We start from the raw sequence: 13,327 nt of genomic DNA on the forward strand, positions 1-13,327 counted from the left end.
CTGATACCAGCCTAGGGAGCAGGCCCTTGGCAAAGCAAGGAAAACCGCTGCTGCGTTGCAGTATTTCTTGGCGCAAGAAAATTGCGGATGCGGCGGCTATGCTGTTATTTTTTATGCCTTTTAGCTGTATGTTTGTGCTGGGTCTCTCTTCGCGGGGCGAAACAGCTTCAAATTAATCCTGAAAATGGCAGATTATCCTTCCGCTATTCCGGGAGGCGGACCGGCACTTCACCCTTTCACCGTGCTGCGGCAATAAGATAGCGTGGCGGCATGACAAGCTCTCCCCGATTCATACACCTGCGCACCCATACCGAGTATTCCCTGCTGGAAGGCGCCCTGCGGCTGAAAAAGCTGCCGGACCTGTGCAAAAAGCACGAGATGCCCGCGATTGCGGTGACGGACACCAACAACTTGTTCTCGGCGCTGGAGTTTTCCGTGTCGGCCAGCGGTGCCGGGGTGCAGCCGATCATCGGCTGCCAGGTGGATCTGCGGTTCACCGAACCGGCACCGGGGGAGCGGCCCAAACCGCCCGCGCCGCTGGTGCTGCTGGCGCAGAACGAGGCGGGCTATGAGCATTTGATGAAGCTCAATTCCTGTCTGTACATGCGTGAAGGCGGGGAGCTGCCGTATGTTACACTGGAGGAGCTGGCAAAGCATTCCGAGGGTGTGATCTGCCTCAGCGGCGGGCCGGACGGGCCGGTGGGGCGGCTGCTGCAATTGGGCCAGCGGCCGGCCGCACAAGAGCTGATGCAGCGGCTGAAGGCGGTTTTCCCGGATCGGCTCTATGTGGAGCTGCAGCGCCATCCGGGCGAGCACGGTCAGCCGGAGGCGGAGAAACAGACCGAACGCGGCCATGTGGAAATAGCCTATGCCATGGACCTGCCGCTGGTCGCCACCAATGATGTCTATTTCCCGAATACGGAAATGTATGAGGCCCACGACGCGATGATCTGCATCGCCGAGGGCGCCTATGTCGATCAGGCTGAGCCGCGCCGGAGGCTGACCGCGCAGCATTACTTCAAGAGCCAGGAGGAAATGGCCGCGCTGTTTGCCGACCTGCCAGAGGCGCTTGAGAATACGGTGGAGATTGCCAAGCGCTGCGCTTTCATGGCGTACCGGCGCGATCCGATCCTGCCGAAGTTCGCCGATGATGAGGTGGCCGAGCTGCGCCGCATCGCCAACGAAGGCCTGCAGCAGCGTCTGGCGGTGATCCCCCATGCGGTGAGCGTGGAGGAATATCAGGAACGGCTCGATTTCGAGCTGGGCATCATCGAGGGCATGGGGTTCCCCGGCTACTTCCTGATCGTTGCCGACTTTATCCAATGGGCCAAGGACCACGATATTCCGGTGGGGCCGGGGCGGGGCTCCGGCGCGGGTTCGCTGGTGGCTTATGCGCTGACCATCACCGACCTTGATCCGCTGCGGTATTCGCTGCTGTTTGAACGCTTCCTGAACCCGGAACGGGTCTCGATGCCCGACTTCGATATCGACTTCTGCATGGACCGCCGCGAAGAGGTGATCAAATACGTGCAGGAGAAATACGGCCGCGACAAGGTGGGGCAGATCATCACCTTTGGCGCGCTGCTGTCCAAGGCGGCGGTGCGCGATATGGGGCGGGTCTTGCAGATGCCCTATGGCCAGGTGGACCGGCTGTCCAAGCTGATCCCGGTTGAGGGCGTGAAGCCGATGTCGATCGTGGATGCGCTGAAGGAAGAGCCGCGCCTCAGCGAGGAGGCCCGCAATGAGCCGGTGGTGGACCGCCTCCTGACCTATGGCCAGCAGGTCGAGGGGCTGTTGCGCTCGGCCGGCACCCATGCGGCGGGCGTGGTGATTGGTGATAGGCCGCTGGACGCGCTGGTGCCGCTCTACCGCGATCCGCGCTCCGACATGCCGGCCACCCAGTTCAACATGAAATGGGTGGAGCAGGCGGGGCTGGTGAAGTTCGACTTCCTGGGTCTGAAGACCCTGACCGTCATTCAGAACGCGATGGATCTGATCTTTCAGTCCGGGCGCGATCTGCATATCGGTGAGGACGGCACCCAGCTCTATGATCCGCCGGAAGGGGCGGAGAACCAGATCAACGCCATTCCGCTGGACGACAAGGTGACATACGACCTTTATTCGCGGGCCAAGACGGTGGCGGTGTTCCAGGTGGAATCCACTGGCATGATGGATGCGCTGAAGCGCATGAAGCCCAACTGTATCGAGGATATCGTGGCGCTGGTGGCGCTCTACCGTCCCGGCCCGATGGAGAACATCCCGGTTTATTGCGAGGTCAAGAACGGCCTGCGCAAGATCCAGTCAGTGCATCCGCTGATTGACCATATTCTTGAGGAAACTCAAGGGATTATCGTCTATCAGGAACAGGTGATGCAGATCGCCCAGGTGATGGCGAATTACACGCTTGGCGGCGCCGACCTGCTGCGCCGGGCGATGGGCAAGAAGATCAAGGAGGCGATGGACGCCGAACGCCCCAAGTTTGAAAAGGGCGCGGCGGAGAACGGGGTGCCCGCCAAAAAGGCATCCGAAGTTTTCGACCTTCTGGAGAAGTTCGCCAACTACGGTTTCAACAAATCCCACGCGGCGGCTTATGCGGTGGTCAGCTACCAGACCGGCTGGCTGAAGGCGAACCATCCGGTGGAATTCATGGCTGGCGTCATGAACTGCGATATCCATCTGACCGACAAGCTGGCGATCTACTTCGAGGAAGTGAAGAAGGGGCTGGGGCTGAAATATGTGCCGCCCTGCGTCAACCGCTCGATGGCGAGTTTCAAAGTGGTGAAGGGTGAGCTGGTCTATGCGCTGGGCGCGCTGAAGAATGTCGGCATGGACGTGATGCGGCTGGTCACCGAGGCGCGCAACGAGGATGGCCATGAGCGGGTATTTGTGAACCTGTTCGACTTTGCCCGCCGGGTGAACCTCAAGCGGGTTGGCAAGCGGCCTTTGGAGATGCTGGCGCGGGCCGGGGCCTTTGATCAGCTTGACCCCAACCGCCGCCGGGTGTTTGAAAGCCTTGGCCCGTTGGTGGATTACTCTGCCGCCGTGCATGATCAGCGTAACTCCAGCCAGGTGTCGCTGTTCGGCGAGGCAGGTGAGGACCTGCCCGAGCCGCGGCTGCCATCGGTGCCGGACTGGCTGCCGGCCGAACGGCTGAGCGAGGAATTCAAGGCGATCGGCTTTTACCTGTCGGGCCACCCGCTGGACGATTACATGCCCGCGCTGAAACGCAAGGATGTGATGACGCTGGACGAGGTGACGGCAAAGGCCGAACGCGGCCCGTTCATGGCCAAGATGGGCGGCGTTGTGGCCGGGCGGCAGGAGCGCAAATCCGCCCGCGGCAACCGTTTTGCCTTTGCCCAGCTGTCGGACCCTTCCGGCGCCTTTGAGGTCACGCTGTTCTCCGAAGTGCTGGAAAAATCCCGCGAGTTCCTTGAGACCGGCGCCAAAGTGGTGATCACCGCCGAAGCCACAATGGAAAGCGACCAGCTGAAACTGCTGGTGCGTTCGGTTGGTCCGGTGGATTCCGCCATTGCCGATGCCGGCCGCAGTTCTTTGCGGGTTTACTTAAGCGATGCGGCAGCCGTCGGCACCGTGGCGCAGGTGCTGGAGGACGCCAAGGCGGCGGCCCGCAATGCTGCGCGCGGCGAGGTCTATATGTACCTTCAGGACCCCGGCCTTCCCGGTGATGTGGAGATGGATCTGGGCCAGGCATTCCCGATCAACCCGCAGATCAAGGGCGCGCTGAAGTCGCTGGATGGGGTGCTGGATGTGGAGGAGATTTGAGGTGGTAATTTTTAGGAATATTGCAAATGGCAAAGTACAGTGTCCGGCATGATAAAACCGAAGTTCGTGGAGGTTTTCTTTCCGATGGAAAAGTAGCGCTCGGTCTCACTGTCGGTCTGTTAAGTGCGATCTCGTTTTTTGTTTTTGGGCAGCAGGAACTATCCGACTTTGGTGCTCAAAATAGCCTACAAGTCATTCCCATTGTAATTTCTGTGTTGGTTGCAGGGGCATCAACAACTCTAGCCGCGAAAGCACTCACAGAGCAAAGCAGAGTGAGGGAAGCGGCTACAGATCCAGTCCTCATCGCACACTTTGGTCAGCGAGAAGATGCTCGCGAAGTGATTACATTCAACGTTTCAAATGTTGGTGCGGGCGCGGCACTAAACGTTGCGCTGGACATTGAAGAGCCAGAGGATAATCTGCTGAAACGTGATTTGTTTGTTAACATTTTTGATAAGCATCACATTTTCACGGTCATCCCGCAGAATAAGGCGGTGAAATTCAGTTTAGGGGTGGGGTGGCAACTGTTAGGGGAAAAACCTCTGCCTCCTTTTGCTGTTTCATTGGTGTATGAAGACTTGGCAGGAGGGGAATATCGTAGCAATTTTGTGCTCGACATACGAGAGATGGCAAAGCTTGGAGCGGATAAGTCTCCGGAAATGAGAATGGTGTCTGCTCTTGAAAAAATTGCTTTGTCTGTGGAGCAAAAGAACAAGTCTGACGTATTCGCTAAGTGAGCCGTCTTTGAGGATGTATCCAGTAGCCTTCGAAACTTTTGCCCGGAACAACGGCGCGGAGCGCCCCGGGCATGCGGCAGCTTGTCCGGGCGGGCTGGCGCAATGGTGAGGCAAAGCGCTTCGCCAGAGAGGTCGTACGGATTTGGCCGGGATAAACTGCCGCGAACACCCGTTGAGGCGCCATCCCACGGGGGCCGCTGGCCATTTCGCAACTGGCGTCAGTAATGCGGCGGGCGTTCGTCGCCGAAGACCGCGCCGCCGCTGCCGTCCTGCTCGCGGGTGGCTTCGCGCTGCATCAGCATGGCGACGCGGCGGGTCAGGGTGTCGATCTCCTGTTGCTGGCGGGCGATCACGTCGCTCATCTCCTCCACGCTGCGGGTCAGATGGGCGATTTGCTCTTCCAGATGCTGCATGGGGGGTCTCCTGGGTTCTGAAACGCCTGATATAGAAGATGGCTCTGAAAGCAAGGATTCGCCCGGACGCCAGGCCGGGCAGTGCCTGTATCGCGCAGTTGTTTTCTCGCCTGCGGCATTGCCTCCCGCGGCACTGTCTTGCTGTTGTGACTGGCATCCGCTAGACCGCCGGGCGAGTGAAACCGCTACCCGTGAGGAGGCCAAACATGGCCAAAGTGAAGAAACAGCCCCGCCCCAAGGCGCAGACGCCGAAGGGGTTCCGTGACTATTTCGGTGCGGAGGTGACCCAGCGCAGCGAGATGCTGCGGGCCATCGCGGGTGTGTATCATCATTACGGGTTCGAGGCGCTGGAAAGCGCGGCGGTGGAAACCGTCGAGGCGCTGGGCAAGTTTCTGCCCGATGTGGACCGCCCGAACGAGGGGGTGTTTGCCTGGCAGGAAACCGAAGAAGACGCCAGCAAAGCGTCCGGGGGCGACTGGATGGCGCTGCGCTACGACCTGACGGCGCCGCTGGCGCGGGTCTATGCCCAGCACCGCAACGACCTGCCGACCCCCTATCGCCGTTATGCGATGGGGCCGGTCTGGCGCAACGAGAAGCCGGGGCCGGGCCGCTTCCGCCAGTTCTACCAGTGCGATGCGGATACCGTCGGCACCGCCTCGATGGCCGCCGATGCGGAGATCTGTGCGATGCTGTCCGACACGCTGGAGACCGTCGGCATTCCGCGCGGCGACTATCTGGTGCGGGTGAACAACCGCAAGGTTCTGAACGGTGTGCTGGAGGCGATGGGCCTGGGCGAGGGCGATGCCAAGCGTGACGACGTGCTGCGCACCATCGACAAGTTCGATAAGGTGGGCGAGGCCGGGGTGCGAGAGCTGCTGACCAAGGGCCGGCTGGATGCTTCGGGAGCCTTCATTGACGGGGTTGGCTTGTCAGACGATCAGGCGGCGCCGGTGCTGGCCTTCCTGACCTCCAAGGCCGCAGACACGGCTGGCACCCTTGCTAACTTGCGTGCAGCTGTGGGTGACAGCAAGGTCGGCCAGGAGGGCATTTCCGAGCTGGAACAGATCAGCGAACTGCTGGCGGCCGGCGGTTATGGCAAGGACCGGATCGAGATCGACCCTTCGGTTGTGCGCGGGCTTGGCTATTACACCGGGCCGGTGTTCGAGGCAGAACTGACCTTTGAGATTTTCGACGAGAAAGGCCGCAAGCGGCAGTTCGGCTCGGTTGCGGGCGGCGGGCGCTATGACGGGCTGGTCAAGCGCTTTACGGGTCAGGAAGTGCCTGCGGTGGGTGTGTCTATTGGTGTCGACAGGCTGCTGGCGGCACTGCATGCCAAGGGGCGGCTTTCGGCGGAAGCAACTGGCCCTGTGGTTGTCACTGTAATGGACCGCGACCGGATGGCAGATTACCAGGCGATGGTGGCGGAGCTGCGCAACGCGGGCATCCGGGCCGAGGTTTACCTGGGCAATCCCAAGAACTTTGGCAACCAACTGAAATATGCGGACAAGCGGAACGCTCCGGTGGCCGTGATCGAAGGCGGGGATGAGAAAGCGGGTGGCGTGGTGCAGATCAAGGACTTGATCCTGGGCGCCAAGATCGCCGAAAGCGCCACATTGGAAGAGTGGAAAGAACGCCCGAGCCAGTTTGAAGTGCCGCGCGCCGAACTGGTTGCCAAGGTGCGTGAAATCCTGGACAGGCAGGGCTGATCATGGCGGTTCAATCCCAGATACAGGCCCGCGCCGCGATGCTGCGGCTCCGTTTCGAGGCTGCGGGCGCGCAGGTGGTGGACACGCCGCTGCTGCAGCCTGCTGACACCCTGCTGGACCTTTACGGTGAGGACATCCGGGCCCGCGCCTATGTGACCACGGATGCGCTGCGCGGGGAGCAGATGCTGCGTCCGGATTTCACGGTTCCGGTGGTGGAGGCGCATATGCGCCATGGCGCCGAACCTGCGCGTTATACCTATTCGGGTGAGGTGTTCCGGCGTCAGGAGCAAGATCCGGATCGGCCCAATGAATATCTGCAGGTCGGCTATGAGGTGTTTGAACGCAATGATGCAGCGGCGGCGGATGCGGAGGTGTTCTCCTTGTTTGCCCTGCAGGTGCGCGGTCTGCCCCTGCGGGCGGCGACCGGCGATATCGGCATTCTTATGGCCGCGGTGCAGGGGCTGAACACCACGGAAAAACGCAAGGCGGCGCTGATGCGCCACATCTGGAGACCGCGGCGGTTCCGGGCGTTGCTGGACCGGTTTGCAGGGCGTGCGCCGGTACCGGAGAACCGCAAAAAACTGTTGGAAACCGAGGGCGATCTTACCGGTTCCGCAGTAGAGCTGGGCAAGCGCCGCGCGGCAGAGGTGCAGGTGCGGATTGACGCGCTGCGCGAAGATGCCAAGGCGCCTCCGATTGCCGAGAAGGAGCTGCTGGCGCTGGAAGCGCTGATGGCGGTGCGCGAAACGGTGCCTTATGCGGCGGAGCAGATGCGCGATATTGCGGTGGACCTGCCGCAGATCAACCTGGCCCTGGACCGCTTGGACAAACGCACAGCGGCGATGAAGGCACGCGGGGTGGATGTGGAGACCCTCGATTTCGAGGCCTCTTACGGGCGTACCTCGATGGAGTATTACGACGGGTTTGTCTTCGGCTTCTATGCCGAGGCGCGGCCCGATCTGCCGCCCATTGCCAGCGGCGGGCGCTATGATGCGCTGACCCGGCGGCTGGGCCAGGGCGAGGAAATTCCGGCGGTGGGCGGTGTGCTGCGCCCGGACCTGATGCTGCAGCTTGAGGAGGTGCGCGCATGAGCTTGAAGCTGGGGGTGCCGTCTAAGGGGCGGCTGATGGAGAAGACATTCGACTGGTTCGCCAAGCGCGGCGTGACCCTGTCGCGCACCGGCTCCGACCGGGAATACGCCGGCGCGGTCGAGGGCGTGTCGAATATGGAGCTGGTGCTGCTGTCGGCGGGGGAGATCCCGCGCGAGCTGGCGGCGGGGCGGATCCATCTGGGTGTCACCGGCACCGATCTGGTGCAGGAGAAGCTGCCGCGGTTCGAACAGCAGGTGGAAAGCCTGGCCGAGCTGGGTTTTGGCCATGCGGACCTGATCCTGGCGGTGCCGCAGTTCTGGATCGATGTGGACACGCTGGATGATCTGGATGCAGTGGCCTCGGCGTTCCGGACGGAGCACGGCCACCGGTTGCGGATTGCGACCAAGTACCACCGGCTGGTGCGGGAATTCCTGACCGATGCCGGAGTGGCGGATTACCAGCTGGTGGACAGCCAGGGCGCAACTGAGGGCACGGTGAAGAACGAAACCGCCGAGATGGTGGCCGATATCACCTCAACCGGCGAGACGCTGCGCGCCAACCATCTGAAACTGCTGGCGGACGGGCTGGTGCTGAAGTCGCAGGCGACGCTGTGGCGCAGCCGGGTGGCAAAATACGGTACCGATGAGAAGGCCGCGCTGAACACGCTGCTGGATCTGCTGGAACACCGGAACTAAGCGATACAGCCCGCGCGCAAGCTCGGGCGGCGGCCAACGCCTGAAGGGCATCTGTGATGCCCGTGAAGCGGGCGGGAGCCCCTTTTTCTGAACCTGAAATGTGTTGCAAGCCGGTGTGCTCCCGCCCGAAGCAGGCTGCATCCAAGATGCCTCCGCCCCGGTTGGGCCGGGCGCCGGGCTGACGCCCGGCGCTGGCGAGGCACGCCGCGGGGGGGAGTGCGGCGTGCCTCAGATGACCCCGATTTCCGCCAGCGCCTGCGAGAGTTCCAGCGGCAGCGGTTCTTCCTTCTGCTTGCCCGCGGGCAGGTCGGCGGGGGAATCCTCGGTCTTCAGATAGCGCCAGCCCTGGAACGGGCGTTTCGGTGCGGTGAGGGTGCGGTGCAGGTCCGGGTCCAATATGATGGCGCAGCGGCGGATGCCGTCTTCGCCGGTGACCTCATCCATGCGCAGCACGCGCTGGCGGCATTGGATCAGCCCTTTGATCACCCAGTAGATCGAACCGCCATTGAGAATCTCTGCCTCGCGCTTGGGCCACATGCGGGTGACGTGGCGTGGCAGGCCCTCCGGCAGTTCCCGGCGGCGCATCTCCTGCCAGGCCATCAGGCTTTCTACACTTTCGGTGCCAACCGAGAGCTTCACAAGGTTCACGCGTTTATCCACAGGTTCCCCACAGAGTCGTCCAGAGCTTCAACTTTATATTGTAGTTCGACGGCTTCCGGGGGCAAGGTCTTGTGTCTTGGAGGGTGCGCCTGCTGATAAAAAATGCTAAGATTGTCCTAAACGCCGTTGAGGCAGCGCGCCGCAGCGGCTATCCAGACCGCCACTCAACAACCACGACCGACCATAGGGATTCGCCATATGAGCCGCTTTGCCGCCCCCATCGCCGAGCAGATCTGGGATATGAAATACCGTTTCAAGCAGGCCGATGGCACGCCGATCGACGTCACCGTCGAGGACAGCTGGCGGCGAATCGCGCGCGATCTGGCGCGGGCGGAACAGGCGCCGGATGCCTGGGAGGAGAAGTTCTTTGCCGCGCTGGAAGACTTCAAATACCTGCCCGCAGGCCGCATCACTGCAGGCGCCGGCACTGCGCGCCAGGTGACGCTGTTCAACTGCTTTGTGATGGGCACCGTGCCGGACAGCATGTCGGGGATTTTCGACATGCTGAAAGAGGCAGCGCTGACCATGCAGCAAGGCGGCGGCATTGGTTATGACTTCTCGACCATTCGGCCGCGCGGTGCGGATGTGAAAGGCGTGGCAGCGGATGCCTCCGGCCCGTTGTCGTTCATGGATGTCTGGGACGCCATGTGCCGCACCATCATGTCCGCAGGCTCGCGCCGCGGCGCGATGATGGCAACCATGCGCTGCGACCACCCCGATATCGAGCATTTCATCACCGCCAAATCCGACTCGGCCCGCCTGCGCATGTTCAACATGTCGGTGCTGGTCACCGATGATTTCATGGATGCGGTTAAGGCGGACGGCTCCTGGGAGCTGGTGTTTGACGGCAAGGTCTATCATACCGTGCAGGCGCGGGATCTGTGGAACAAGATCATGCAGGCGACCTATGATTACGCCGAACCCGGCGTGATCTTCATCGACCGCATCAACAAGGCCAACAACCTCTCCTATGTCGAGAACATCTGCGCCACTAACCCCTGCGGCGAGCAACCGCTGCCGCCTTATGGCGCCTGCCTGCTGGGTTCAGTCAACATGGCGCGGCTGGTGGCAAATCCGTTTGAGAAAGACGCGCATCTGGACCAGGAGGCGATGCAGGAGCTGGTCGCCACTGCCGTCCGCATGATGGACAATGTGGTGGACGTGTCCAAGTTCCCGCTGGAGGCGCAGGCGCAGGAAGCCAAGAACAAGCGCCGGATCGGCCTGGGCGTCACCGGCCTGGCCGATGCGCTTTTGATGCTCGGCCTGGAATACGGCTCCGACGAGGCGGCGCGTCAGACCGACCGCTGGCTGCACGCGATCGCCCGCGCCGCTTATCTGGCGTCGGTCGAATTGGCGAAGGAGAAGGGCGCCTTCCCGCTGTTCGACGCCGAGGCGTACCTCAACTCCGGCAATATGCTGAACATGGACGAGGACGTGCGCGACGCCATCCGCGAACACGGCATCCGCAATGCGCTGCTGACCTCGATCGCACCAACCGGCACCATTTCGCTGTATGCCGGCAATGTGTCTTCGGGCATTGAGCCGGTGTTTGCCTATGCCTATACCCGTAAGGTTCTGCAGAAAGACGGTTCGCGCACCGAGGAGGAAGTGGTCGACTACGCGGTGCAGATGTACCGCGAGAAGTTCGGCGCCGACGCCAAGCTGCCGGACTACTTTGTCAACGCCCAGACGCTGCCGCCCGCGGCACATGTGAAAATGCAGGCGGCGGCGCAGAAATGGATCGACTCGTCGATCTCGAAAACCATCAACTGCCCGGAAGACATCTCATTCGATGACTTCAAGGACGTCTATATGCAGGCCTGGGATCAGGGCTGCAAAGGTTGCACCACCTACCGCCCCAACGATGTGACTGGCTCGGTCCTGTCGGTGAGCGAAAGTGCTGACACTGCCCCCGGCGAGACCGCGCAGGCGCCGCATGAAAGCGACCTGGGAGAAGACGGGGCGGAAGTGGTCTATATGTCCGAGCCGCTGGACCGCCCGCAGTCGCTGGAGGGCCATACTTACAAGCTGAAGTGGCCGGACAGCGAGCATGCGATCTACCTCACTATCAACGACATCATCATCAACGGCCATCGCCGCCCGTTTGAGGTCTTCATCAACTCCAAAAACATGGAGCATTACGCCTGGACGCTGGCGCTGACCCGGATGATCTCGGCCGTGTTCCGCCGCGGTGGTGATGTGTCCTTTGTCGTCGAGGAGCTGAAGGCGGTGTTCGACCCGCGCGGCGGCGCCTGGGTGCAGGGCAAGTACATCCCGTCGATCCTGGCGGCGATCGGCGGCGTGATTGAGACCCACATGATCAAGACCGGTTTCCTGGAAGGCGAGGGAATGGGCCTGAAATCCGACCCGCAGGCACAGGTGGTGAACCTCAATGCCCCGCGCGGCAAGGCCTGCCCGAGCTGCGGCCAGTTCGACATGCAGATGGTCGAAGGCTGCATGACCTGCCGCAGTTGCGGCCATTCGAAGTGTGGCTGAATAGAGGTAGGACTGTAGTTTTGTGGAACGACACATAAGGTGACACTTATTGACGCCGAGTTGCCATTTCTTGGCGTCAAACCTGCAATTTTCATAGCAGCCTTTTGCGTGCGCCATCATTTAGGACGGATTCCGGAAGTTCGCCTCAGGTGTGAATACAACCTGAACACACCGCGGAAGTGGACATCCCGCCAGGTCCACACCACCGGATCCGAGGTGATCGACAATTAGGGCGAAAAGCCGTCGCTCGTTGCACTGACGAGAGCCAAAACACTCCACAGCCGAAACAGATATTCAGCCAGTTTGCATCTGTGGCCAGGATGAACTGCGCCGAAGCCGGGGGAGCGGCTTTCGTCGCGAGGCCCGAGAGGCGTAGAACGTAGATGGAAGATGACCGGTGGCAATCTGCGATGGACAGCGTCCGTTTTTGGCGCCGCAGTATCTCGAAATCGACTGGCGAGGGGATAGCTTTGTTGTAATTGGAGAAACAGCGCACAATCCGTGATTGTTCATCCACGGGAAGCTAAAGCCAAACACTTCTTGAACGCCGAATTGAATGGAGTTGTGAGTGATATATGTGACGATTGATGGCGATGATATCGGGAGAAAGCTTGCAAGCTGCTATCTTTCCAACCGTGCGGAGGCACTTAGGTCATGTTGACAAATGGCGGAGCCAAAGGCGGATCGACGTGATGTCGATGAAGCCCAGGAAGCTCTCAGCCGTCTTGTCGTAGCGTGTTGCGACGCGTCGGGCGTTCTTGAGCTTGTTGAAGCAGCGCTCGACCAGATTGCGCAGGCGATAGAGCGAGCGGTCCACGCCGATGCGTTTCCTGCGGGATTTGCGCATCGGGATGATCGGCAACACATCGCGCTTTTCCATGTGCGTCCTGATGCTGTCGGCGTCATATCCGCGATCTGCCAGCAGCACGCTGGGACTGGGCAGGTTGTCGGCCATGACCAGATCGAAACCGAGATAGTCGGATGTCTGGCCCGGCGTGATCTCTGTCCTCATGGGCAGACCATGCGCATTGACGAGGAGGTGGATCTTGGTCGTGAAGCCACCTCTTGAGCGCCCGAAACCCTGTCGCGGAGTCCCCCTTTAGCGCCCGCTGCCTGATGATGGGCCCGGATCACGGTGCTGTCGATCATTTGCAGGGCGTCTGGCACGGCCCCGCTTTCGTTCAGGGCCTCCATGATCTCCTCCCAGAGCCCCGCCAGCGTCCAGCGCCGGAACTGGCGGTAGACGCTCGACCACTTGCCAAACTCTTCCGGCAGGTCACGCCATGGGGCACCCGTGCGGGCGATCCAGAATATCCCATCAAGAACAAGGCGGTGGTTGGTGGGTTTGCGTCCGTTCGGGGCGCGGGCTGTCAGGATGAACCGTTCAAAAAACGCCCATTCCTCGTCCGACATCAAGTCTCGTGCCAAGCTGGTCTCCATCGCAGATACCAGATTGAATCATGCCCGCAGCCCCATGTGAATCCCTTTTGTCAACACGACCTAGGAAGCGACAACCTAGACCGACACCCTAGCTCCAAGTTCGGCGGCTCAAAAGGGCGGGCCGAAAGTTAACATAAGTGGCATTAGCGACCTCGCGAGGACCTGTTTCCCTTTATTCTACAAGGTCTGGGGCAGGGGAGAGAGTTTGCAACGGGAAGTGTCCCAAAATCTGCTGAGCGCGCTGTACGGGCCATTTGGCCGGGTATTGAAGGACAAACACCTCAAGCCTCTGTCCAGGTTTAGACC

The 13,327-nt window shown here is 61.1% G+C and carries 9 protein-coding genes; 6 read left to right on the plus strand and 3 right to left on the minus strand.

What is annotated here, in order from left to right:
• Window positions 1–270 precede the first annotated feature (270 nt).
• Both dnaE and A2I95_RS00145 read left to right on the plus strand, forming a co-directional pair.
• Complete coding sequence (dnaE, locus tag A2I95_RS00140; RefSeq protein WP_291726504.1) at window positions 271–3,783, plus strand: DNA polymerase III subunit alpha; 3,513 nt, start codon at window positions 271–273, stop codon at window positions 3,781–3,783.
• A gap of 26 nt (window positions 3,784–3,809) precedes the next feature.
• Window positions 3,810–4,520: a hypothetical protein gene (locus A2I95_RS00145; protein WP_291726506.1), complete on the plus strand. Its 711-nt coding sequence runs from the start codon at window positions 3,810–3,812 to the stop codon at window positions 4,518–4,520.
• A gap of 218 nt (window positions 4,521–4,738) precedes the next feature.
• On the opposite strand, the gene A2I95_RS00150 is transcribed toward A2I95_RS00145, so the two are convergent.
• Window positions 4,739–4,933 (minus strand): SlyX family protein, encoded by a 195-nt coding sequence (locus tag A2I95_RS00150; protein ID WP_291726508.1) that lies wholly within the window; start codon window positions 4,931–4,933, stop codon window positions 4,739–4,741.
• A gap of 206 nt (window positions 4,934–5,139) precedes the next feature.
• Here A2I95_RS00150 and hisS point away from each other — a divergent pair, with 206 nt between their 5' ends.
• Genes hisS through hisG form a run of 3 tightly spaced genes read left to right on the plus strand, consistent with a single transcriptional unit; the run spans window position 5,140 to window position 8,425 of the window.
• Window positions 5,140–6,639, plus strand: coding sequence for a histidine--tRNA ligase (gene hisS / locus A2I95_RS00155; protein ID WP_291726510.1), 1,500 nt, complete (start codon window positions 5,140–5,142; stop codon window positions 6,637–6,639).
• A 2-nt stretch (window positions 6,640–6,641) separates the two neighbouring features.
• Window positions 6,642–7,730: an ATP phosphoribosyltransferase regulatory subunit gene (locus A2I95_RS00160; RefSeq protein WP_291726512.1), complete on the plus strand. Its 1,089-nt coding sequence runs from the start codon at window positions 6,642–6,644 to the stop codon at window positions 7,728–7,730.
• Complete coding sequence (gene hisG, locus A2I95_RS00165) at window positions 7,727–8,425, plus strand: ATP phosphoribosyltransferase (RefSeq protein WP_291726514.1); 699 nt, start codon at window positions 7,727–7,729, stop codon at window positions 8,423–8,425. The genes A2I95_RS00160 and hisG overlap by 4 nt, the downstream gene beginning before the upstream one ends.
• A gap of 228 nt (window positions 8,426–8,653) precedes the next feature.
• On the opposite strand, the gene A2I95_RS00170 is transcribed toward hisG, so the two are convergent.
• Window positions 8,654–9,085, minus strand: coding sequence for a DUF1489 domain-containing protein (locus tag A2I95_RS00170; RefSeq protein WP_291726516.1), 432 nt, complete (start codon window positions 9,083–9,085; stop codon window positions 8,654–8,656).
• Between the two features lie 198 nt (window positions 9,086–9,283).
• Here A2I95_RS00170 and A2I95_RS00175 point away from each other — a divergent pair, with 198 nt between their 5' ends.
• Window positions 9,284–11,581 (plus strand): adenosylcobalamin-dependent ribonucleoside-diphosphate reductase, encoded by a 2,298-nt coding sequence (locus A2I95_RS00175; RefSeq protein WP_291726518.1) that lies wholly within the window; start codon window positions 9,284–9,286, stop codon window positions 11,579–11,581.
• A gap of 652 nt (window positions 11,582–12,233) precedes the next feature.
• Here A2I95_RS00175 and A2I95_RS00180 read toward each other — a convergent pair.
• Window positions 12,234–13,021 (minus strand): IS5 family transposase gene (locus A2I95_RS00180; protein WP_291726520.1). Its coding sequence is split into 2 segments (ribosomal slippage): window positions 12,234–12,682 and window positions 12,682–13,021, totalling 789 coding nucleotides; the frame shifts between segments, so codons are not numbered across the junction.
• Window positions 13,022–13,327: the final 306 nt, after the last annotated feature.

This window comes from Leisingera sp. F5 (genome assembly GCF_001593695.1).